The sequence below is a fragment of the Ruminococcus sp. genome, from assembly GCF_024691275.1.
Lineage (GTDB): Bacteria > Bacillota > Clostridia > Oscillospirales > Ruminococcaceae > Ruminococcus.
Map to the genome: position 1 here is coordinate 1 of NZ_JAILNU010000087.1, position 23589 is coordinate 23589.

Below are 23589 nucleotides of genomic sequence, written 5' to 3' on the forward strand. Positions count from 1 at the left end.
TCCGAAAGCCTTATAGTTCTTCTTCTGACTATCATAGTTCTTTCCCATACGTGCAAGGAAATTCTCGATGCCGCTCCATGAGCAGGTGAAAGAACCTGCGGAAGGCTTCCAAGAGAAGTTGCCCTGACCGTTCTGATTCCAGACTTCCCAGTCGAATCCGCCTATACTGCCTTTATCCTGATAGTCGGCAGCATTTGATATCATCGGCATACTTGATGCAATCATCAATGCTGAAACCGTACCGCTGACAAATCGTTTCAATCCTTTAAAATTCATAATACCAACTCCTCATTCTGTATTATTTGTTTGAATATGTGTGTACGAATCTGCCCTCCTTTTAGTAGAAGTAGGATAAAAATACTAAATAAATAACGCCTAAATTATTTGTTTTCACTCATAATACACCATTTGTACAGATTTGTAAAGATTATACAGCAAAAACCGCAAATAACGTTTACAAAAAAGCAATAAATGATTAGAACACTTTTTAGCACTTTATACAAGTAAACGTAAAAACAGCTGTTGGATAAATCTTCTTCCAGCAGCTGTTAAATAAAAGAACTCTTGCAGTATTTCCGCCGCAAGAGTTCTTTCGTAATTATAATATTTTAAACGAAGAATGTAAAATATCAGTCGTTTGTGTTGCCTAAGAGGATTGCACGGTCGTTTTCATCACGAACGCCGTCATCATTTGCATCAAGGAGTTCAAGCTGGAACTGTGAAAGATCACTGTGCTCAGGATCTGCGAAATATGCCTCTACAACAGCATAATCCTTCTCATCGTATGCGCCGTCGTAGTTCATATCGCCTCTTGGCAGATTGATAGAAAGATAATCCTCAAAATAGTTACCCGGTGCCAGTACTTTTAATCTTTCAGCAGCACCGTCATCTGAGATATACTGCTTTTTCGGTACAACAATATTTCCTTTATCGTCCTTTATGCATATGGACTTTGTAACTATTTTCGTATTGCCGGCTTTATTTCTGTTTTCAACAATTATTTTATAGCTTCTTCCGTTTCCGCGTCCATCTTCACAAAGCTCTGTTATATCTGTGAAAAAAGGACCGCTGTATACAACAGATGACTTCGTATCCACACTTTCAATTCTCTCAAGCTCATGCTTACCGCAAGCATTACCAATAGAAACATCATAGAAATTGTTTGTCAGTATTTCAACTTCTGAAACAAGCTTTATATTCTTCTTAGAAACATTTACAGTATATGCATTGTCAAATGCGTTAGCTCTTGTTAATCCTCCTTGTGCAATATCCGGCTTTTTCTCTAATCTGCTTTCAGCATATACCGCATCATACATTACCCAGTGCCAGCCTTTTACTCCAAAATCATCTCCGTAGGAATTATATACTTTGAATGCACCTTTTTCACCCGGATCTATTTTTTTGTTTTCGTTTATATCATACTCAAAATTATCATCATATCCAACTATTGTCAAAGCGTGATGACCATTTTTATCTGTTACTACATTCTGATAGATAATAACGTTATTTTCGCCATTTTTTTCTGTGATACCAAATATATTATTTTTATAACCGTAATGCGTTGAAGTTGTTACAATTTTTCCCTCATTCAGTTTTTCCTTGATGTATGTTATAAACTCATCTTCGCTAAGGTCATCATACAATTTCTTTTCTTCGTAATTATCCACTCTTACCCCAAGTGCTTCAAAGAGTGCCTGCTCATCTCTTGGAATTGCTCTGTATTTCTTGTCAATTCGGTAGTAAAGATCTTCTCCATTAACAGGAATAAAGTTTTCTTTTTCTTTTTCACTAAGTTTTTCAAATTCGTCAGAACTGATATATTCACCTTTTCGTCTATAATACTTTTCATTTACCTTTTCATATAAGTCCTGATATTTTTTACTAAGCTCTTCATAGCGCCAATTAATTAAGTAAGAAATATTACTAAGTTTTCCCGTATTATCACAATATATCCCATAATATGTATCATAAGGAAAATCCTTCATTTTAAGAGCACCTCTGTGCTTTAAAACAGAATAATTATTTGAGAAAGTTGTACCACAATTACATCCGCCGGTAGCCTGTGTATATGTTGAATACGGTGAATATGTAAAATCTATATCCGCCTTTGGATCAATTTTGCGTAAAGCTTTTCTTGCTTCATATGTAAACTGATAATAAGTGTTTGCGCAAGCTGTACACGAAGATGTTCTTCCCTGATCTATATAATCTTCCGGGAAATACTCTGATTTACTGAGGTCTACACTTGACGGCAGTTCATTTGATGCACATACTGATGTACTTGGTACAACTGATGCAAGAGTTGAGATCATGCCAAAAGCTGCAACAAGAGCTGTAATTTTATTCTTTTTCATTTTAATTTTCCTTTCTGGATCAAATTTATGTAAAGCTGTTTATCTTGTGTGATAAAACTGCGCTTACATCATACACTCTCGGCACATTCAACTCACATCGGACAAATGAGCAAATAATTTAATGTTAATTACATATTTTTTTAAATCTGACAGCAAAAAATATACACCTCTCACAAATCTCCGCCGTCTACGGTCACACATAACAGAACTGACTCCGCTTTGCCTGCGAAGTCAGTTCTGTTATTATATCTATATCATGTTTTCTTTTGCTCTGACATTTTTATTCTCAGAATGGTGAAATTACATTGTTATCAAGGATATTTATATAATAAATATCGGGGCCAAACGATGAATAGCTAAGATACTTTATATAATCCTGTAATTCCTTACAATCCACCCAGCTAAGACAATCTCCTGACGTAAACAAAAACTTAGCCATTGGCTTTCCTGATTTGTCGGCTCCGATAAGATATATCGTAGACTGACCTGCATCGTTCATCAATCCAACACCTTCAGTCGACTTATCATTCACATGATCGCTTATCTCATCTGAAAGCTTTCTTGTTCTGCCTATTACTTCGTCAGGCATACGTGATCTGACTGCTCTATTGTTTCCGATAAATCCTGAAATAGTGTCATACCAACTCGTATCGGCGGAACTATCCATTTTTATGAGCTTGTCATATGCATTAGCGGGAGCGTAATTATCTTCATACGGATAATACTCCATGCTGTAGCCGTCGCCGTTCTCATCATAGACAGTTATACGCTGCTGAATTCCCCATGCATGATTCTCATACTTGCATACAAGCATCGGCTTTGGGTCACTAACGAGCCCAAACTGTGCTGCACTGCCGTTCAAGAGCATTTTTCTCATGCTGATAAGATCGAAAATATCTATAACACCGTCTTCGTTTATATCGGCATTTTCAGCCTTTTTGAGCTTGCCCTTGTTTAAGAGCCACGACTGTAGAGTAACAACGTCGGAGATACCCATTGCACCGTCATAGTTGCAGTCGCCCTTTATGAGCGGATCTAACTCTCGTGCGCTGATCTCCTCAACATTGCAGTTGATATCGAAGCGATAGAACTTTGTTTCCTTTCCCTCAACAGTTCCGCTGTAATTGAAAGTCATCTTGGTCGTTCCCGGTCTTGTTCCTTTATAAAGGAATACCTGAGCGTATTCATCACCTTCTACGGGAAGAATGTGCGGATTATTGAAATAATACTTGAATACTTCCTTTACTTCAGGGATACCGTCCTGTATGGTCTCAAGGTAATGACCGTGTGAAGCCTGACAGAAGATGATATATCCGTCGCGTACTGATACCACACCGTTTTCCTTTGCGAACTCCTCAGCCTCAGCTACACAGTCAGGGAGCCAGCCAAAAAGATCGGTCTCCTTGATATTTCCGTCCTCATCTGTCTCAAACTTCAGGCGGCAGAATCGCTGATATTCACCCTCGACATTTACAGGAGCACAATCCCACTTTACCTCCAGCCATGAAGAAGCTTCCGGCTTGAACACCTCAACGCTGTAGCAAAGACCTGTAAGCGCATCATTGGCATTCTTCTCATTCAGGCCATACTTTTCAAGCGCCGAAAGGTACTTATTGTATTCTTCTCTATCATTCTTGTCAGGCTTTTTGGGGATACCAAGCCCGTATATCTTTGAAGATACCCTGCTCTCATACTCTACAGGAACATTCATGTATCCTGCTGAAGGCTTCTGTGAAGCTCCTGTTCCGCTTTTATCAGACACAGAAGCATCTTTGAAGGAAGAAATATATGTGTTGTAATCTTCACCGTTAGACTGCATTCTGCGGACACAGACAATATATCCGTCCTGTATGTACGTAGCACCGTGTTTGCACTCGAATTCACGGGCAGAATCGAAGTCCGTGGGTATCCATTCGGGAAGCTCAGTATGATTTTCAACTATTTTATAATTTCTGTAAAGTGATTCGTATGCTTCGATAGAAAAATTCTTGCTGATAGTCTGATCATTCTTATGATCCGGCGAAGTCACTGTGAATTCAACGTCGATATTTCCCGTTGAGACCACCTTATACAGCCTTACTACTCTATTTGTGCCGCCGTCGGTAATATAGCTCATACTCGGAAGGCTTTTTTCCACATTGTAGCCTAACATCTCCGCTATACGGCCGCTTCCGCTCTGCCTCATTTCAAGCCTATAACCTGCTGCTTCGGGAACATCTCCGCAGTAAACGATATAATCCTCATACGCACACAGATTTCCGTGTTCCTTGATGAACTCGTCATACTCTGCGGGACAGTCGGGCAGAAACCTGAACACATCAAGCTGCTCGCCCTCGAGACCCGACCTCTTGAACGTATACACATAAGACTCCGAGCCTGTTTTCACCGTGACATCAACGGTCTGGTAAAGGCTTGTATATACCTCGACCCTGAAATAGTTATCATCGCCAAGATGCTCAATATCACAGCCGACAGCATCAAGTCTTTCCATGAATGCTTCATAGGCTTCGGTATCGCTCTTATCAGGGATATCATTCCTGCTGAAACGCAGATCAGCATAATAAACCCTGTACGATTCTGCATCATCGCTTCCTTCAACTTCCGAAGAGATATCATAGTATCCTGCTTCCGGCACTTCATCTGTACGCTGCTGAACGATGCACATATGCTTTCCCTGAGTATAAGCCGAACCGTGCTCGTTGCTGAATTCCAGCGCGTCAAGATAGGTCTTGGGCACCCAGTCAGGAATTCGCTCCCTGTAGTATCCGTCTACATATTCCCACTCATCATCAGGGTAAATATCTGCCGATGCAAATGTTGAGGTCACTGACGACATTACCATTGCTGCTGAAGCCAGAAATGCGAATAGTTGTTTGTATAATTTCATAATAAGCCCTCCCTTTTGGAAAAAATGAACTGTATATAAAGTATAACGAAAAAAGAACAACAATGTGCGGAAGTAATTGTAAACAAACTGTTAACATTTATCAAACTATACTATTCGTAATCCACAAAAAAACAGCTCCGCACTTAAGCGGAGCTGCTTCAGGAATTATTTGGTCACGAGTTTAAGTTTGCCTTTTTTCACAATGAAGACCTTATCGGCTATATCCATCAGCGCTCTGTCATTGTACGAATCCGTAAACAGGCAATTTATACGTTTATTGCCGTATATTTCCTTATATCTTCTGACCTTGTTGTCGCCGAAATTAAAATACTTCATTTCATTTTTTTCGTCGTCGATCTCACTGCTTATGATATTCTTTGTATTCAGCAGCTTTTTTATCCCATGTATCAGAAAGTCGGGACCCGCCGTAATTATAACGTCGTCCTCTTTTATTCTTTTCAGCATATCCCTGTCCAGCTTGTGGAGCTTTTTCTTCCAGAACTGTTCAATAGAATCCATCAGCTCCTGTCTGTCAACGATGATCTTGCTCATAAAGTTATTTATCTTTTTCAGCAGCTTTTCCTTTTTTACCAGACACAGCTTGTATTTAATCATATTATAGAATACAGACGGAAGATAAAGAAGTATCTTCTTATTGTTCTTTATCATAAACAGTGCAAGATCGACTGAACTTTCCCCCCTATAGATCGTGTTGTCGAAGTCAAAAACTTTCATTAACATCACCTCTTCCTAAAGGATTGTTTTAAGGATCATACCGTAAAAGCGCAGCGCTACGGTATAATTGCCGGATTGCAGGGAGCAGATCTTTGACCTGCGCATCTGCATGGGCTTTTAGATAAAATAATAATTGGTCTTGTATTTATTATACCATATAAATATAAAAAAAGCAAAGACATTTTCAATGCATACTGTAAAAGTTGAAATCCTTCTACAAATATGCTATAATGAGTACACTTTAATATCAGAACTGAAAGGAAAATGATATATGGGATTATTTGATATTTTTAAAAAGAAGCCCCTGCAAAGTCCTGATGTACAGGAAGAGAAGTCCGAACAGCCTGCCGCACTTCCCGAGGAAAAATCTGCTTCGACTGAAAAAGATGACCGAGATGAAGCGAAAGACATGGACATCGCCAAAAAGGTCCTTGAACAGCTGCAAAGGGACACTCTGAAACCCGTTCTGCGGTTCAGTCTAACAGACGCTCCTGCTTCACTGTTTGCAAGCAAGGTCGGCGGCTTGCCGTATCTTCCGTCCGACTCGGATATCCCCGCCGATAAAAACGGCGACCCGTTGCAGTTCCTTGCACAGGCAGACTGCCGCGAACTGTCAGACCTTCCTGATTTTCCCCACAGCGGACTGCTGCAATTCTGGATAGGCAGGGACGACGGATACGGACTTTTCAATGAAGGGGGCAGCCGTGTTATATGGTATGAGACTATCGACGACACCGTCACAGAAGAAGCTGTCCGCGCAAGGCTCGATGCCCTCCCCGAAGCCGATTCACCTGTGAACGGCGAGTACGGCATGGTATTTACTCTGCAAAAAGAAGCTGTACCGTCGGCAGTTTTCAACTTTTCACAGCTTTTCACTCCGATATTCAACAAGCTATGTCCCGAAAATCCTATCGAGTCCCCTGATGATCTCGGCGACGATATAAATGAGATGATATGGAACTACACTGAAAACAGCGGACACAAGTTCGGCGGCTACCCAATGTTCACTCAATGGGATCCCCGCGATGAAGACGACGCAATAACAGTGCTGCTTTTCCAGCTCGACAGCGACTACAGTGGCAAAGAAACTAAGGTGATATGGGGAGATTCAGGTGTTTGCGGCTTTTTCTGCACTCCTGAGGAGCTTAAAGAGCGTATCTTCTCAAATGTGCTGTACAACTGGGACTGCTGCTGATGATGAAAAAGCAATATGCATCGGCAGCCCGTACCTTTCCCGAAAATTCTCAGCTTATCCGCAGCAGACGCAAAACTCTTGCTTTACAGATAGCCGAGGACGGTCATCTTATCATACGTGTACCCATGAAGTGTCCTGAGAGTGAAATAGCTTCATTCATAGACAAGCACCGCAGCTGGATAGAAAAGCACTCAGAGAAAGTGCGTCAGGCATATGCAATGGCTCAGCAGCTCGAACCCTTCTCTGCTCAGGACATACGCTCAATGGCTGAAAGAGCTGCCGTAATAATACCTCAGCGCGTAAGGTTCTACGCTGAAAAACTGGGTGTCACCTACGGAAAGATAACTATACGCGCTCAGAAGACAAAGTGGGGAAGCTGCACTTCAAAGGGCAACCTCAGTTTTAACTGCCTGCTTATGGAAGCTCCGCCCGAAGTGCTTGATTCCATCGTGGTGCATGAGCTCTGCCACCGTATCCACATGGATCATTCAAAGCTGTTCTACAGCAAAATATACAGCGTTTTCCCTGATTACGACAAGTGCAGCAGCTGGCTGAAAGACAGCGGCGGTATCCTTATTAAGCGTCTGACCATGGGAAAGGGTCAGTGATACCTGATATACGTTTTGGTAAAATATGCCGAATTACAGATATATGTGCCTATTATCTTTTACTTGATAAGCTCATATCCATATGCTATAATACAATAAGACATAAACACTTATAACATATATTGCAGCTTCGTGCTGTACAATAACTGCCATGAAAAATCAAAAATCAAATAATATTAAAAGGAATCTTATCATTGCCGCAGCTGTCCTGATATGCACAGCTGCGGTGATCGCAGGCATTTTCTGCATAAACCGCAAAAATGCCTTTTCGGTAGCTCCGCTGACACAAAGCCGCATCAATGAGCTTGATCTCAGCAGAGCCTCCAATATCATGATAGTCGCTCACCCTGACGATGAGACCATATGGGGCGGTTCCCATCTGCTGGACGGCGGTTATCTTGTGGTATGTATCACCAACGGAAATAACGCGGAAAGAGCTTCCGAATTTCGTGAGGCTGTAACAAGCTCGGGAAATATCCCGCTCATACTCGATTATCCCGACAAGGTTAACTTCAGACGCGCTAACTGGACAAGCATACAGGACGATATCGAAGCCGATATCAGCCTTGTGATGTCTGCCAAGCACTGGGATACGGCTGTGACCCATAATCCCAAAGGCGAATACGGTCATATCCACCATAAGTTCACAAACAGACTGACGGTTCAGGCGTTCAACGAAACACACTGCGCGGACAAGCTGTATTTCTTCGGCGATTACTACAAAGCCGCGGATATGAGCTCTGCTGCAAGCAAACTCACACCTATCCCACAGGACAGACTTGACAAAAAGACCGACCAATGCAGCATCTACAAATCTCAGAAACGTGTCATGAGAAATCTTTCGCATATGTTTCCGTATGAAAACTGGAAGGAATATACCACAAAATGAACATATATCAGAATAAATTTACGTTGCGGCGGGACATACCTGCAATATGCACCATATTTGCAGTTACGCTGCTGATAATATTCTCCTGCCTCAGCCCCGATACGGTCTACGGTTCAAAGGCTGACTGGAGCTCTCAGCACTATGCTGTCCCCGAATATCTTCGCACACTTTTTTATGCTACGGGAGAACTTTTCCCGTCCTATGCCCCAAATATCGGCGGTGGCGAGAATATCTTCTCGCTATCGTATTACGGACTTTTTTCTCCGCTCATACTGCCGTCATACCTTTTTCCCTCGATACCAATGGGAAAATACATCATGTTCACTGCTATACTCGGAGCGCTCCTTTCCGAGTGTGAACTGTACCTGCTTTTCAGACGGCGTTATACGCTGAAGATCTCTTTCCTTACGGTACTCTTCTTCGCGTTTTCCACACCGCTCATTCTCAATACCCACAGGCATATAATGTTCACTTCATATATGCCGTTCCTGCTCCTCACCATACAGGGAGCAGAACTGTACTTCCGCACGGGAAAAAGGTCGCTTCTTGCCTTCGGGACATTTCTCACTGTTATGTGCAATTACTTCTTTGCCATGTCCGCAGTCATGTCACTTATTGCATACGGTATATGGCTGACACTCGAAAAAAAGGGCAGTCCCGACTTCAGGAAGCTTATCCCATATACCTTATACATTGGCATAGGAGTGCTTTCCGCTTCCATACTGCTTCTTCCGACACTCCATGTGATACTTTGCGGCAGAGATGTATCGGAATGTACTTTTTCACTAATCTCGCTTGTCCCCGAGATACGCTTTGATAAGCTGACATATTACAACTCAGCTATGGGACTTTCAGGATTCGGCGTATTCTCGGCACTGTATTTCCTTGCAAAGGGAAACCGCCGCCAGAGATTCACAGCAGTACTCATCTTCTCATTCGCACTGTTCCCGCTTACCCTGTACGTGCTTAACGGAACTCTCTATGCAGACCCGAAGGTACTGTTCCCGTTCCTGCCGCTGGCACTTACTCTTACAGCTGATATGCTCAAAGAGCTGGATCGCTTCAAAGGGATACGCCTTATCATCGTTTTTGTCATGATCTCTGCCGTATCTTTCTTTGTGAACGATATGTCGCTCTTTACAGGTGCATTTCTTGCCGATGCGTTCATTGCAGCGATCGCTGTTTACGCATACAGCAAAACTCATAAGAAGTTCCTGATATGTGCTTTCTTTATCATTCCGTTCACAGCCTGCGTTTTAGGAAATCATTATGACGAGCTCACAAATATAAAGGCTTACGATACCGCCAACTCAAAAACCGTGTCCGAGCTGGTATCACAGCTTCCCGAAAACGAGCTCTACCGCACAGCTATAGATACCTCAAGGCTTTATACCGTCAATAAGGTGTACTCTCCCAGCCACTATCAGGATACACTGTATTCGTCGATCCATTCTCAGGACTACAACCGCTTCTACTTCAATGAGATGTTCAACGAAAACGAGTACCGCAATTCGGCTCTTACCACACGCACACGCAACGTATTTTTCAACAGCTTTATGGGCAACCGTTACTATATAACGAATCAGCCCGTAAGCTACTGCGGACTTGAAAAAATAAAGGAAACTCCCGACGGATATTTCCTCTATGAAAACAAGAATGCCTTCCCTATGGCTTATTTCAGCGCTAAAACCATGAGCGAAAGGCAGTATTCCTCACTGGGATATCCCGATAAGATAGATGCTCTCATGCGCTATACTATCGTTCCCGATGATATTCCCGACAAAGACTTCCGCTCGGAGTTCAAGCCTGTGGATATAGGTGATATATTCAGGAATTCCGACAATTATGACGAAAACGGCGAAAAAGTCATCAGAACTGTCGGCGGTTCAGCTGAGTTCAGCTATGAGCTGCCCGAGAATGTACGGGGAAAGCTGCTGCTCATACGCTTCCATGTCTCAGATCCCAAAAATATCGGCAAATTCAACTGGGAGACCAATGACGATATCCGAATAAAGATCAACGGCGTGAAGAACACTCTCAGCAGTCCCGAATGGAAGTACTGCAATCACAACAACTGGTTTGAATACGTTATTTCCGATATGAAGGATACTCTCGATATCAGCATCACAGGCAAAGAGGTGCATATCTCCGATATCAGCGCGTTTGCCCTTGACCCGAATGTGCTCGGAAATCCGGCTGCCGAACGCACCCCGTTCAAGCCGGATATGCGCGTTTCTCGCGGCGACATGATATGCGGCGACATAAATGCTCGGTCGGACGGATACTTCTGTACAAGTCTGGTTTTCCATAAGGGCTTCACGCTCCTCATTGACGGCGAAAAAACCGAGCCGGTAAAGATCAACAAAGCCTTCCTCGGCTTCCCTGTTAAGCAGGGAGAACATAATGTGGAGATACGCTTCAAAGCTCCCATGCTCACCGCAGGAAAAGCCCTCTCTGCACTGGGATTATCACTGCTGATACTCTGCATGATAATCGACATAATCTATGACAGAAAGCTGATATATGCTATCCTAAGGCATATATTCCGCCGCCGATCAGCTTCAAAGAAGCGCAGTACAGCACGTTCGTAAATACTGTGAAATGAATAAAGTACCAAAGCTCTCAGGAAGGTATCCTGAGAGCTTTTTGCAAAAAAATGCTCCCCTGAAAGCCTATGGATGGAAAGCTTATCAGAGGAGTTTAAACAATAGGGAGCATGGATAAATTAAATCATATCCGTGAATGTAAAATGAGTATATGAATTATGATAATGAAATGAACTGGAATGGTAATAGGGGGAAATTACCAAAATAACTTAAAGCTCTTTGTGTAAGAGCATATACTGGATACCTAAAGCGTCCATGTTGGTAACACCATCGTTGTTGCCGTAAATATCAGCATTTTTAGCACCCTGTGGTGTGAGTGTGTACTTTTCAGGATTTGCAAGGCTCTGCATTACGAAAACTGAATCTGCAAGATCAGTACCGCCGTCAACATTTGAATCGCCCTTCAGATCAGAAACTTTCTCTTCCTTATTTGGGATTATGCTGAATTTGCCGTAGTAAGTGAGGTCGTTCCAATCCTTTGAAATTGTTGATGTTGAATATATATCAAAACCGTCAAGGAAAACGAACCAACCTGTTACGGCAATGTGATCGCCGACCTTTACATTAGCAAGGTCAGGGCTTGTGTTTATGTTAAAAGCGACAGGAAGCTTATCGTTAAGGATGAGTAATTCCTCATCTACCTTCTCAGTAACTACTGCATCCTCAAGCTCGATATTATAAGCTATATTACCGAAGTATGAAAGTCTCTTGTCAAGCACCTTATGTGGGAATTCGTCCTTTATCTCGATTGTTGCATACTTCTCGTAATCATTGCTTTCAGAGATAAGCTCATATCCGCCGTCAAATACGCTGAACTCATCCTGCCATGGATAATACAGGAACCAACCGTCGATCTTTATAACATCGCCGTGTCCTAACTCATAGATGTCCTGCTTTCTTGAATCAAACAGCCATCTGATACCGTCCTCATCGACTACAGCACCGTAATCGATCTCGTGAACAGTAACTGTCTTTTCTACCTTATAAAGAGTCTGGAAGTAATAATGGAAAGGATATTTCCCCTCCGGCTGCTTCACATCATCTTCTCTGAGTGTAGGAATATATGCTTCAGTAGTTGTTGTCGGAACAACTATTTCCTCCACACAGGTAGTTGGTCTTGATAAGTATTCCTGAAGTTCCTCTTCAGTGCTGTAAGAGAAACACTCTGCATACTGGTGGATATAAATGTTTGAATCAACGTTATAGTACATATCTTCTTCAGCATCATAAGCCAGAACACCATCAATGCTTATCTCATTACCGAATTTGAACATATCGGTATACTTCTGCTTACCGCAGCTTACGAACACCTTCATGCCATTGCTAAGAAGTATCGTATCTTCAGTGCTTTCGATAACATATTCTCCCAATGTTGACAGCTCGACCTGTGGAAGTCCTGCTATTTTCTCTTCGAGAGCTTCATCCTTTGTTGTGTCCGTACAAGGTGTAAGTGCTATCTCACCTGTACAGTTAAAATATATATCTTCACTTTCTCTGTAAGCAAACACGCCTGAAATATCTATCTTATTTCCCTTTTTGAACATATATTTGTATTTTTTGTTTTCTCCGCAGGCAACATAGAGCCTTTTTCCGTCTTTGAGCTCTATCACCTCATCAGTAGAATCAACGACTTCAACGCCGCTGTATTCCAGAGTAACTCTTGGGAGCTTTGCAAAAGTCTGTAACTCAGTGTCTGCTGCCTTCTCACCTGCATTAATGCCCTCGGTCACATTTACAGGAGCCGTCTCATCAGAAGCAGCTACGACAGGAGTTGTGATCTGTGCAGAAAGTGACATTATTACTGAAAGAGCAACTGCCAGATTTTTTTTGATGTTCATTATAAATACCTCCTTATGAACAACCTGTTTTCGGATACACATAATTTACGTTCATGTCCTGATATTTTATTTCAGAGAGCGTCCTCTCAAATAATTATTATGATCTATAGATCTGTGAGCGAGGTTTCAAAACCTTTACACTTATTAGTCTTTCAAGATAAAAAAAACACTCACCTTTTTTCAAAAAAAATTTTCATTTTTTTGAAAAAAATACAAAATGACCGTATATAGGCAAATAATTCAGTAATATACCAATTCCAAAAATATCCTTGACACTTCTGAAAGATTGTATTATAATTAACAATATACAATTACTTCTTTTGTATGAATAAATTAAAATTAAAAAATATATCTTTCTGATGAGTGTTTTCAGCAAAAAAAGAGATCAATTGAATAATAATGTTAAGGAGGCAGGAGCATGATCTCTACTTATCCGCAAACAGATCGACTATACGAACCGAAGAATAAATTCCTGAAATATGCTGCTGCGTATCACGATGTTTTTTCAATAGCATTACAGATGCTGCTCTCTCCCGATGACGACAGCACGATATTTGATAAACCGCAAAACCGTTCCGAAGAAGAAAAGCTTAGGAACAGGAAGGGTGCTCTGGATTATCAGCGCTTTTTAGACGGCGACAACGACGGTATGTCGGAAGTGATACGTGAATTCAAGGACGGTCTTTCACTATATATCAACAGTATGATACGCAATATCTGCGAAGCTGAGGAGCTTATGGAGGAGACCTTTGTCGAGCTTATCGTCAAACGCCCGAAATATTCAGGAAAAAGTTCCTTCAAAACATGGCTCTATGCCATAGGAAGGAACATAACCTGCGACTATATCAAAAAGAGATCAAAGAACTATTCCCTTCCCATTGATGAGCTTTACGATATATCTGACCAGAAAAATCTTGAAGCCTCATACATCCAGCAAGAACAGAATATCACTCTTTATCATGCACTCGAAAATGTCAACACAGACTACAGTCAGGCACTTCACCTTGTCTATATCGAGGGTTTGAGCATTTCGGAAGCGGCTGAGATAATGCATAAGTCCAAAAAGCAAATGGAAAACCTTATCTGCCGCGGGAAAAAAGCGATGAGAGCTGAGCTTGAAAAGGAGGGCTTCGTTTATGAAGGACTATAAACAGGTCACTCAGAGCGTCTTCAAAAAAGCTGAGCAGCGTATCGCTGAGAAAAAACGACGCAGCTCCATAATCAGACGCAACGTTCTCGCAGGTGCGGGAATAGCTGCTGTGCTCTGTGTAGTATTGCTCCAGAACGACGATATCCGCAGTGCCATAAAATCTCTCCCCAAGCTTGCAAGCAGCAGCTGGTCAAATAAGAGCAGCAAGAATCCCTACACCACAACAGATGCCTCAACTACGGCAATTACGACCAAAAAGTCTGCTGTGACCACAAAAAACACAACTTCCGAAACCACTGCGTCAACAACGACAACAACAGAAACTACAACTGCTGAGACCGAAACCACCACAACTCTTGTCATAGGACAGCCGCAGGAGGAAACTGTTGTCACAACAGCTCCTCTCGATCCCGAAAAGCCTTCAAAGATCGCAGACAAGCCGCTTTTATACTTGAACAGCCTTCACGCAAACGTCACCCATGCATCAGGCGATATCCTCGAATTAGATGACGGCAACACCATAAGTCTTGAATACGGTGCCAATAACTACAGAGGAAGATTCAAAACGGGAGACAGGCTTCAATACAACGCCAACTTTGTATATGATAATAACGACGACATATACTATTTTGTTGACGGTTACATAGAAGATTCGGATTTTGAATATGATCCCGATACTTACCAAGATGAATTCACTTCCATCGACACTACACCTTATGAGGAATATTATGGTCACAAGGGGCAGCCTTTTGACACTGCTCCCATAATTGATTACAAGCTGCTTCATTCATACTCTAATTTCAGCTTTAAATCGGACGTATATTATAAAATGGAAGCACGAAACATCAAGATAGCATCTTTTGAAAGCACCTACGAATTCACAACAGAGGACGGACAGCTCTGGCGATTCAATACCTTTATGAATAATTCAAATATTGATTTTCATTCATTAAAACCCGGTGACACGATATCATTTGCAGCTGATTTTGCGTACAACGATTCAGATGATGTATTGGTCGCATTAGCCTTTGTTATGAAAAAAGAATCCTAACACATTCATCTCATAAAAACAGCCATACAGAATAACTTCTGCATGGCTGTTTTTTCATTATTTCTGTTTGTCGGATTCTCTCTGTATCCTGAAATCCACCGAGCGTTTCAGGTAGCTGAGATATTCATCGTCACGGCACATAGCCTTTCCGATATCATCTGAAAGCTTTGCGACGGGTCTTCCGTTTACATACTGAAGCTTTATAACTATATTAAGAGCCTTTTCATCTGTATCATTCGAGCAGAAAGTACCGATACCAAATGATACCTTCGTCTTATCGCAGAAATACTCGTGTAGTTTCTGGGCTCTGTCAAAATCAAGGCTGTCACTGAACAGCAGGAGCTTTGTCTTAGGGTCAACGCCGTACTTCTTATAGTGAGCTATCATCTTCTCGCCCCATGCATAGGGATCGCCGCTGTCGTGACGAACACCCGTATAGTTATTGACCATTGAACGGTTGAAGTCCAGCAGGAACAGGTCTGTTGTGACCGTATCAGTAAGAGCTGTACCGTTATCGCCGTCATACTCGTCGTACCAGTCCTTCATTGCGTAGTGATTGGTGTATGCAAGGGGTATGCTGTCTATTCCCTGATACATCTGCACGAACTCATGTGCATAAGTTCCGATAGGAGTAACGTTGTACTTCATTGCGAGATACACATTTGAAGTTCCCACGCAGCTCTTTGTCTCAGTAACAAGGCGCTTCACCACAACGTCCTCCCACTCGCGGGAAAGTCTTCTGCGGCAGCCGAATTCAGCGAATTTGAATGTATAAGTTCCGTCGTTGAGAGCTTTTATCTTAGCGTCGAGCTTTTCTTCCGCAGACTTGCGGAGCTTATCATAATCGTACTTCATACGGAAGTACACCTCGTTGACGATTTCAAGAAGATAGATCTCGAACTGCATTGCCGAGAACAGCGGACCGCTGACTTCTATCGAGAGTTCACCGTTATCGCTCAGACTCGTTGTAACGTAATCGCGGATAGGTCTCCACAATCTCAGGAACTCCACATAGTCGTTCTTGATGAAGCGTATTGAGCGGAGATAGTCCAGCTCCTCCTTTTTGAATGTGAGTGAGCAGAGGTGGTCGATCTGCTCATTTATCTCCTGAAGCATCTCGGGAGTAAAAACAACGTCCTTATTACGGCATTTGAAGAAATACTGTCCGCAGAGGTCTGTATGCTTATGGAAAATGACCTGATCCATATTGAATTTATACAGGTCTGTATCAAGAAGCGAAATAACAATAGGTTCAAGTTTCATAATTATCTTCCTTTCATTATCAGAGTATATCTATCTGGCAGCTCTTCATAGTTTCAATAGCTGCATTATGTTTTTCGGGAGTTACGCCTGCACAGCACTTTTCATCAACGCTGATAGGAGTTTCCGTGAAGTTCGCTTTCAGCAGCAGTGCGTTGCTGACAACGCATATATCAGTGCAGAGTCCTATAAGCTCAATGCTGAATTCTTCAGTCCCTGCGGCTTTTTTGATGAGCTCGGGAAGCTTTACCGAACCGAAGGTATACTTCTCGACCAAAGTATATTTCCTGCCTTTAAGAGCGTCGGCGATATCCTTGTTAAGCTTCCAGCCGTCTGTATCCTTGATGCAGTGCGGTACAGGGAGCTTTTTGCCCTCGGCTGTATCCATATAATCATCGAAGTGAGTATCCAGCGTAGCGAATATCTCGCCGTCAAAGTCTTTTATCTTCTTCACAGCAGCAGGAACTATAGCGCAAGCTTCCTTCGAGCCGAGAGCTCCGTCAATAAAGTCCTTCTGCATATCAACGATCACTAAAAACTTTTTCATAAGGCCACGACCTCCTGTAGTCAAAATATATTACTTACATTATAACTCAGTATCCACATCTGAGTCAAGAATTATTTTTCCGTCTGTAGAGCTTTGCGGGACGATGCCCCTCACCTCTTACGTACTCATCTGTCTCCTCAACGTAGCTGCTGACCATTCTGCGGAAATTCGCAGGCAGAACAGAAACGTTCATGATAGTTTCCTGCACCTTCTGAAAAGCCGTCAGTGTGAACTTTTCAGGAAGAAAATCAAGGATAGTATCGTAGTTCTTTGCCTCTGATCTGAGAGCCGAAAGCGCTTCTGCAATTATAGACGCATGGTCAAAAGCAAGTCTGCCGCTGTCAACGATCCTGAATTCTGTACGACCGAAATGTGATTTTTCCTCGGCAAGCACAGCTTTAAGCTCAGTATCGCCGTAAGTGAGGTTAAGATGATAGATGTCGCCGTCGCGCTCAAAGCTCACGCTGAACCACTGTGCGTCAGAAGCATCATCTTTTCCGACCTGTCTTACGGACTCCTCACTTATTATGGATACGTAGGCATTTGAGATGATCCAGCCGCGGGGATCGCGGTCGGGAGCGCTGAAAACTCCCACCGGCATGATAGAGACTGGCATTACATCGGTCTCCTCATATATCTCCCTCATGGCACATTCCTCGACAGTCTCGCCCTTTTGCAAGAAACCTCCGGGAAGTGCCCACATATCCTTGAACGGGTATCCTCCCCTCTTTATAAGAAGGATCTGAAGCTTATTCTCAGGATTTCGGCGGTAATCGGTCTTATCCCCCGAACTCACCATAAAAGCCGCAACATCGGCAGTGACCGAGGGACGCTCATAATCGCTGAGCTTATAGTTTTGAAGAAATTCCTTTTCGCTGCCCATTATCAACGCCTCCTGTGTTATTTCTATTATGATAATATCACAAAAGTAATAAGATGTCAAGTCTTTTTTGAAATTTTTCCAAAAAAATTTTCCTTACTATATTATTATATATTTGCAGAATAATAATATAAGCACTTGCATTTCATATGAAATCATGGTATAATATATATGAAATCGTTACCACTTTTTTCAGGAGGGATGCATCGTGAACATTTCAGATTTTGCAAAGGCAGCTGGAGTATCAAAATCAGCAGTCAGCCGATACTTCAACGATGGCTACCTGAGCAAGGACAAACGTGAAAAAATTGAGGCAGCTATAGAAAAAACAGGCTACTCCCCAAGTATTTCGGCTCGTTCGGTCAGAACACGCATCACAAAGCTGGTAGGAGTGATACTGCCGAAACTTTCCAGCGAGAGCTGTGCCAGAGTCACCGACGGCATAAGCTCTGTGCTCAGCGAATACGGTTACGAGCTGCTCCTCGTAACCACGTCCAACAACTACCACAAGGAGATCGAATCGCTGGAACTTTTTCGCCAGAATCGTGTAGACGGCGTAATACTGCTCTCAACAGTATTCACCGATCTTCACAGGGCTGTGCTGAGCAAAATGCACGTTCCTGTGATACTTGTGGGACAGAAGCACAAGGGCTTCAACTGTGTTTGCCACGACGATTACGGCGCAGCAAGAAATCTCACGAGAATAATGCTGGAAAAAGGCTCGGTCAAGCCCGCTTATATCGGCGTTGATCCCGAGGACAAAGCCGCAGGCGAAGCTCGTTACAACGGTTTCATAAAGGCAATCGAAGAATCAGGCAACAAGATCCGCAAAGAGTTCATGGAAATAGCCGAGTTTACCATGGATTCAGGCTACGAAAAGGCAAAGCATCTGCTTTCGGGCAAGGAGTTGCCCGACAGTATTTTCTGCGCGACCGATACCATAGCGCTTGGTGTAATAATGTACTGCCGCGATTCAGGTCTGCGTATCCCCGAGGATATAATGATAGCCTCTGTTGGCGACAGCAAAGTAGGCAGGATAGCCGCAGTTCCCATAACTACGGCGCATCTGCACTACAAGACCGCAGGCAGCGAAGCTGCAAAAATGCTTCTTTCCGCCATAAAGCAGCCCGACCTTATCCCAAGGGTGCTGCAACTGGATTATTACGTCATTGAGCGTCAATCCACGAACAAAATATGAAACTGTGTGAAACCTACTGAATGTTTTTGTGATGTTTTGCCATAATGTCAATAGATTTTTTGTAATCGACATGATATAATATAGCCATGATATGAAATCAATACCACAAATTCTACGTGTTGTATTGAACATTCTGCTCTGGCAAAAGGAGAGGTGTATTATGGATCACAGACAATGTGCTGCAGAGATACTTTCAGCTTTAGGTGGAAAGGATAATCTCGTAAGTGCCGCTCACTGCGCGACACGACTGCGTCTTGTTATCGCAGACAACAGCAGGGTACAGAAAAGCGTCCTTGAGGATATCGACGGAGTTAAGGGCGTATTTGAAGCCGCAGGTCAGCTTCAGGTAATTATAGGAACAGGTACGGTAAATAAGGTATACGCCGAATTCATCAGTATCGCAGGTGTCGAGGCAGCTTCCAAGGACGACGTGAAAAAGGCTGCCGCTTCAAAAGCACCGTGGTACAAACGTGCAATAAAGACCCTCGGCGATATATTTGTCCCCATTATTCCCGCAATAGTTGCAACAGGACTTCTGAACGGCATTTTAGGCGGCCTTTCAAAAGCAAAACCGTCGCTGGCAGGCTCCGATCTCTTCGCTCTGCTCAATATTTTCTCGAACGCAGCTCTCGTATTCCTGCCCATACTCATTGCGATCAGCGCAGCTAAAATATTCGGAGGCAATATATACCTCGGTGCTGTTGTGGGTATGATAATGATCCACCCCGACCTCGTAAACGCCTGGAGCGCAGGCGGCGGTGCTGAAACGAGTACCCTATGGTCATGGTTCGGGCTGTGGAACATACAGAATACAGGCTATCAGGGACACGTTATCCCTGTCATTATCGCGGTACTGATGCTGTGTACCATTGAAAAATGGCTCCACAAGCGCGTTCCCGAAACATTCGACCTCTTTGTTACTCCTCTTGTATCTGTACTGGTAACTTCATTCTTCACAATGACTGTTATCGGCCCTGTCTTCTCACAGATCGAAACATGGGTACTTGACGGCGCAAAATGGCTCATCGCTCTCCCTCTCGGCTTAGGTTCGTTCATCATGGGCGGTGTTTATGCTCCTACAGTCGTTGCAGGCGTACACCATATGTACAACGCCATCGAGCTCGCTATGATAGCCGATAACGGTCAGAACACATGGATGCCTATCGCTACTGCCGCAAACGTTGCACAGGGTGCTGCTGCACTGGCAGTTGCTCTCAAAACACGCAGCCGAAAGCTCAGATCTATGGCTCTTCCCGCTTCCCTCTCAGCATTTATGGGCATCACAGAGCCTGCTATCTTCGGTGTAAATGTACGCTACGGCAAGCCCCTCATTGCAGGTATGGCAGGCGGTGCCTGCGGCGCTATGGCAGCATCTGTCATGAAGGTATATGCTACTGCAAACGGTGTTACAGGACTGTTTGGATTTTTGATAACTACAGAATGCTTCTTCGGATATCTTATTACTATAATAGTATCATTCGCAGCTGCATTCGGCATCTCATGGATACTTTTCAAGGACGAGAAGTCCGAAAAGGACAGCAGCTCCGAAAAGCCTGCCCCATCAACAAAAAACTCCAACAGCGAAGCTGAAAAGCCTTCCGCTGATACTCTGCCCCAAACTTCATACGACGACAGCTGCGTATACTCCCCTATCAGCGGAACTATCGTCGCTATGAAAAATGTTCCTGACGAGACATTCGCAACCGAGATCCTCGGCAAGGGAGCTGCTGTAGCTCCTTCCGAAGGCAAGGTCATAGCACCTGCCGACGGCGAAGTAAGCACTATGTTCGATACCAACCACGCTATCGGTCTTACACTTGACAACGGCATGGACGTTCTTATTCACATAGGTCTCAACACAGTTGAGCTCAACGGAAACGGCTTCACAGGTCATGTCAAGGAAGGCGACAGAATCCGCCGCGGTCAGACACTTATAACCTTCGACAAGTCATTTATCGAAAGCAAGGGCTATAACACTATAACTCCGATCATCATCACAAATGCCGACGACTTCGCTGAGATAAACCAGGCTTCCGACGGAAAAATCGACTTTCTCGGTAAACTCCTTGAAACTAAAAAGGGATGAGGATAATGAAAAACAACTGGCGTCAAAAGCTGCATCTTGAACCGAAAAGCGGCTGGCTCAACGACCCCAACGGTCTGAGCTGGTTCAATGGCTGCTATCACGTTTATTTTCAGTACGCTCCCGATGATCCCTGCGGCGACGGAGACAAGTGCTGGGGACACTGGTGCAGCACGGATATGCTCCGCTGGACATATACGGGAACAGTTCTCGTTCCCGATATCCCCGAGGACAGGAACGGTGTGTACTCAGGCAGCGGAATCGCCGCAGATGATATGCTCCACCTGTTCTATACAGGCAACGTCAAAGAAGACGGCGACCACGACTACGTTACCTCGGGGCGCGGTGCCAATGTCATCACGGTCACTACCTCGGACGGGCACAACATGAGTGAAAAAAAGGTTGTCCTGCGCAATCAGGATTATCCCGACTACTGCTCATGTCACGTTCGCGATCCGAAGGTATGGAAAGACGGAAATATATACCGCATGGTTCTGGGAGCACGAACTCTCAGTAATGAGGGCTGTGTACTTATGTACAAGTCCTCAGACCTGAACAGCTGGGAATACGATCATGTTCTCGGCATACCCGATATGGGCTATATGTGGGAGTGCCCAGACTTCTTTACCATTGGCTCCCACAGCTACCTGAGCGTATCTCCGCAGGGACTTGCACATGAGGAAATGCGCTTTCAGAACGTGTACAGCTCGGGATACTTCCGCGCTGACGGTGAACTTACCGATTTCACCGAATGGGACTGCGGATTTGATTTCTATGCGCCGCAGACCTTTGAAACTCCCGACGGACGGCGAATTCTCATCGGCTGGATGGGAATTGGCGATATACCATATACAAATCCTACGGTCGAACTCGGCTGGCAGCATTGTCTGACTGTTCCGCGTGAAGTAACAGCCGCAAAAGACGGCTCACTTCTTCAGCTCCCTGTACGTGAAATGCGGAAGCTCCGCCGTGAAAACCGCGATCTTGAAAATGGTATGACCACCCCTCTTCCCTTTGAGCTTGTCGCTGATACCGATAAAGAGTTCACGCTAAACATAGGCGGTTATCTCACCATGAGCTTTGTAGACGGCGTATTCACTCTGCGATTTACTGACGACAATGCAAGCGGCGGCAGAACTGTCAGAAAAGCTGCTCTGAGCGACTGCAAAGAGCTGCTGCTCCTTGCCGATACCTCGTCCATCGAGGTATACCTCAACGGCGGCGAAAAGGTACTCAGCACCCGCTTTTATCCGAGCGATACTGAGGTAAAACTCGAATTCAGCGGCATGAGCGGCATTCTTTACGAACTCGATGCATTGGAGGTGAAGCTCGATGAACAATGATATGCTGATCGCTATCGGCGAAGCGCTTATTGACTTCATTCCCGACAAAAGCGGCTGTCAGTTCGGCGAGGTAACAGCATTTTCACCCAAACTCGGAGGAGCTCCCGCAAATGTATGCGGAGCTTATACCAGACTTGGGGGCAGATCGCGTCTGCTCACTCAGCTGGGAGATGATCCCTTCGGACACAGGATACTCAATGAACTTAACGGCTGCGGAGTCGATACCTCCTGCATAAAGCTCACCGATAAAGCCAAAACAGCTCTTGCATTCGTAAGCATCGGAGCTGACGGCAATAGAACGTTCTCGTTCTACCGCGATCCCTCCGCAGATATGCTTTATGCTCCCGAAAATATTACGGAAAGTCTGTTTGAAGACGCATACGCTCTACACTTTTGCAGCGTATCACTGGGAGACTTCCCGATGAAGGAAGCCCACCGTGCCGCAATCTCAGAAATGCGAAGACACGGCGGCATCATCAGCTTCGACCCCAATCTGCGCTTTCCGCTGTGGAAGAGCAAGGAGGCTCTGCGTGAGACAGTTCTCGAATTTCTGCCTCTCGCGGATATCATTAAGATATCCGACGAGGAGCTGGAATTCATCACGGGCGAGAACAATATCGAAAAGGCTCTCCCCGTGCTTCTCAAAGGAAGCACCAAACTTGTAATATATACCTGCGGCAGGGACGGCGCTCACGCTTACACCATGAACGCCTCTGCAAAAAGTCCTGTACGTCAGGTTAAAGCCATTGACACAACAGGTGCAGGTGACGGCTTCATCGGCTCATTCCTATGGAAGCTGCACAGTCTCGCTGTCACCGCAGATACTATCAGCACATTGAGCGGCGAAGTCCTGAAAGAGTGCCTTGACCTCTCCAATGAATTCTGCGCATATAGTGTGCAAAAAAACGGTGCGATAGCATCGTACCCGACCATTGCCGAACTTTTTAAAAAATAAGGAGGATATC

General features: G+C 44.0%; 17 protein-coding genes and 1 pseudogene. 10 read left to right on the plus strand and 8 right to left on the minus strand.

The genetic code is table 11. The features are described 5' to 3' along the window. The 4 genes and pseudogenes from K6G33_RS10525 to K6G33_RS10540 form a co-directional block, all read right to left on the minus strand. Positions 1-276 (minus strand): annotated as a pseudogene (locus K6G33_RS10525) (glycoside hydrolase family 11 protein); the annotation flags it as partial. 353 nt (positions 277-629) lie between these two features. Further along, positions 630-2354: a hypothetical protein gene (locus tag K6G33_RS10530; protein ID WP_296779201.1), complete on the minus strand. Its 1725-nt coding sequence runs from the start codon at positions 2352-2354 to the stop codon at positions 630-632. Between the two features lie 286 nt (positions 2355-2640). Next, positions 2641-5241, minus strand: coding sequence for a dockerin type I repeat-containing protein (locus K6G33_RS10535; RefSeq protein WP_296779203.1), 2601 nt, complete (start codon positions 5239-5241; stop codon positions 2641-2643). A 165-nt stretch (positions 5242-5406) separates the two neighbouring features. Further along, on the minus strand, positions 5407-5976 hold the full coding sequence (locus tag K6G33_RS10540; RefSeq protein WP_296779205.1) for a haloacid dehalogenase-like hydrolase: 570 nt from the start codon (positions 5974-5976) through the stop codon (positions 5407-5409). 271 nt (positions 5977-6247) lie between these two features. On the opposite strand from K6G33_RS10540, the gene K6G33_RS10545 reads away from it, so the two are divergent. The 4 genes from K6G33_RS10545 (at position 6248) to K6G33_RS10560 (ending at position 11259) form a co-directional block, all read left to right on the plus strand. Beyond that, positions 6248-7171 (plus strand): YwqG family protein, encoded by a 924-nt coding sequence (locus tag K6G33_RS10545; RefSeq protein WP_296779207.1) that lies wholly within the window; start codon positions 6248-6250, stop codon positions 7169-7171. Then, positions 7171-7779 (plus strand): M48 family metallopeptidase, encoded by a 609-nt coding sequence (locus tag K6G33_RS10550; RefSeq protein ID WP_296779210.1) that lies wholly within the window; start codon positions 7171-7173, stop codon positions 7777-7779. The genes K6G33_RS10545 and K6G33_RS10550 overlap by 1 nt, the downstream gene beginning before the upstream one ends. A gap of 151 nt (positions 7780-7930) precedes the next feature. Then, on the plus strand, positions 7931-8668 hold the full coding sequence (locus K6G33_RS10555; RefSeq protein ID WP_296779211.1) for a PIG-L family deacetylase: 738 nt from the start codon (positions 7931-7933) through the stop codon (positions 8666-8668). Continuing rightward, entirely contained in the window at positions 8665-11259 is a 2595-nt protein-coding gene (locus K6G33_RS10560; RefSeq protein ID WP_296779214.1) for a YfhO family protein, read from the plus strand. Before K6G33_RS10555 ends, K6G33_RS10560 begins: the two co-directional genes overlap by 4 nt. A 224-nt stretch (positions 11260-11483) precedes the next feature. On the opposite strand, the gene K6G33_RS10565 is transcribed toward K6G33_RS10560, so the two are convergent. Continuing rightward, complete coding sequence (locus K6G33_RS10565) at positions 11484-13112, minus strand: hypothetical protein (protein WP_296779216.1); 1629 nt, start codon at positions 13110-13112, stop codon at positions 11484-11486. 418 nt (positions 13113-13530) lie between these two features. Here K6G33_RS10565 and K6G33_RS10570 point away from each other — a divergent pair, with 418 nt between their 5' ends. Continuing rightward, positions 13531-14262 (plus strand): RNA polymerase sigma factor, encoded by a 732-nt coding sequence (locus K6G33_RS10570; RefSeq protein WP_296779219.1) that lies wholly within the window; start codon positions 13531-13533, stop codon positions 14260-14262. Continuing rightward, positions 14249-15313, plus strand: coding sequence for a hypothetical protein (locus K6G33_RS10575; RefSeq protein ID WP_296779222.1), 1065 nt, complete (start codon positions 14249-14251; stop codon positions 15311-15313). The genes K6G33_RS10570 and K6G33_RS10575 overlap by 14 nt, the downstream gene beginning before the upstream one ends. A 57-nt stretch (positions 15314-15370) precedes the next feature. Here the strand turns inward: K6G33_RS10575 and pncB are convergent, their stop codons facing one another. From pncB to K6G33_RS10590, 3 genes are all read right to left on the minus strand, one after another. Further along, positions 15371-16576, minus strand: coding sequence for a nicotinate phosphoribosyltransferase (gene pncB, locus K6G33_RS10580; RefSeq protein ID WP_296779224.1), 1206 nt, complete (start codon positions 16574-16576; stop codon positions 15371-15373). 19 nt (positions 16577-16595) lie between these two features. After that, complete coding sequence (locus K6G33_RS10585; protein ID WP_296779226.1) at positions 16596-17120, minus strand: cysteine hydrolase family protein; 525 nt, start codon at positions 17118-17120, stop codon at positions 16596-16598. A gap of 64 nt (positions 17121-17184) precedes the next feature. Then, positions 17185-18003: an NUDIX domain-containing protein gene (locus K6G33_RS10590; protein WP_296779228.1), complete on the minus strand. Its 819-nt coding sequence runs from the start codon at positions 18001-18003 to the stop codon at positions 17185-17187. A gap of 205 nt (positions 18004-18208) precedes the next feature. Here K6G33_RS10590 and K6G33_RS10595 point away from each other — a divergent pair, with 205 nt between their 5' ends. From K6G33_RS10595 to K6G33_RS10610, 4 genes are all read left to right on the plus strand, one after another. Then, entirely contained in the window at positions 18209-19198 is a 990-nt protein-coding gene (locus tag K6G33_RS10595) for a LacI family DNA-binding transcriptional regulator (protein ID WP_296779230.1), read from the plus strand. Between the two features lie 160 nt (positions 19199-19358). Next, positions 19359-21284, plus strand: a complete 1926-nt coding sequence (locus K6G33_RS10600; RefSeq protein ID WP_296779231.1) for a PTS transporter subunit IIBCA — start codon at positions 19359-19361, stop codon at positions 21282-21284. 5 nt (positions 21285-21289) lie between these two features. After that, positions 21290-22624 (plus strand): glycoside hydrolase family 32 protein, encoded by a 1335-nt coding sequence (locus tag K6G33_RS10605; RefSeq protein ID WP_296779233.1) that lies wholly within the window; start codon positions 21290-21292, stop codon positions 22622-22624. After that, on the plus strand, positions 22614-23579 hold the full coding sequence (locus K6G33_RS10610) for a carbohydrate kinase (RefSeq protein ID WP_296779235.1): 966 nt from the start codon (positions 22614-22616) through the stop codon (positions 23577-23579). Before K6G33_RS10605 ends, K6G33_RS10610 begins: the two co-directional genes overlap by 11 nt. Positions 23580-23589: the final 10 nt, after the last annotated feature.

Bases quoted from the DNA above. Each gene is read 5' to 3' on its own strand.
- K6G33_RS10550 (WP_296779210.1), top strand. From the start codon at position 7,171: ATGATGAAAAAGCAATATGCATCGGCAGCCCGTACCTTTCCCGAAAAT.
- K6G33_RS10545 (WP_296779207.1), top strand. From the start codon at position 6,248: ATGGGATTATTTGATATTTTTAAAAAGAAGCCCCTGCAAAGTCCTGAT.
- pncB (WP_296779224.1), bottom strand. From the start codon at position 16,576: ATGAAACTTGAACCTATTGTTATTTCGCTTCTTGATACAGACCTGTAT.
- K6G33_RS10605 (WP_296779233.1), top strand. From the start codon at position 21,290: ATGAAAAACAACTGGCGTCAAAAGCTGCATCTTGAACCGAAAAGCGGC.
- K6G33_RS10565 (WP_296779216.1), bottom strand. From the start codon at position 13,112: ATGAACATCAAAAAAAATCTGGCAGTTGCTCTTTCAGTAATAATGTCA.
- K6G33_RS10590 (WP_296779228.1), bottom strand. From the start codon at position 18,003: ATGGGCAGCGAAAAGGAATTTCTTCAAAACTATAAGCTCAGCGATTAT.
- K6G33_RS10555 (WP_296779211.1), top strand. From the start codon at position 7,931: ATGAAAAATCAAAAATCAAATAATATTAAAAGGAATCTTATCATTGCC.
- K6G33_RS10575 (WP_296779222.1), top strand. From the start codon at position 14,249: ATGAAGGACTATAAACAGGTCACTCAGAGCGTCTTCAAAAAAGCTGAG.
- K6G33_RS10560 (WP_296779214.1), top strand. From the start codon at position 8,665: ATGAACATATATCAGAATAAATTTACGTTGCGGCGGGACATACCTGCA.
- K6G33_RS10570 (WP_296779219.1), top strand. From the start codon at position 13,531: ATGATCTCTACTTATCCGCAAACAGATCGACTATACGAACCGAAGAAT.
- K6G33_RS10600 (WP_296779231.1), top strand. From the start codon at position 19,359: ATGGATCACAGACAATGTGCTGCAGAGATACTTTCAGCTTTAGGTGGA.
- K6G33_RS10530 (WP_296779201.1), bottom strand. From the start codon at position 2,354: ATGAAAAAGAATAAAATTACAGCTCTTGTTGCAGCTTTTGGCATGATC.
- K6G33_RS10585 (WP_296779226.1), bottom strand. From the start codon at position 17,120: ATGAAAAAGTTTTTAGTGATCGTTGATATGCAGAAGGACTTTATTGAC.
- K6G33_RS10610 (WP_296779235.1), top strand. From the start codon at position 22,614: ATGAACAATGATATGCTGATCGCTATCGGCGAAGCGCTTATTGACTTC.
- K6G33_RS10535 (WP_296779203.1), bottom strand. From the start codon at position 5,241: ATGAAATTATACAAACAACTATTCGCATTTCTGGCTTCAGCAGCAATG.
- K6G33_RS10540 (WP_296779205.1), bottom strand. From the start codon at position 5,976: ATGAAAGTTTTTGACTTCGACAACACGATCTATAGGGGGGAAAGTTCA.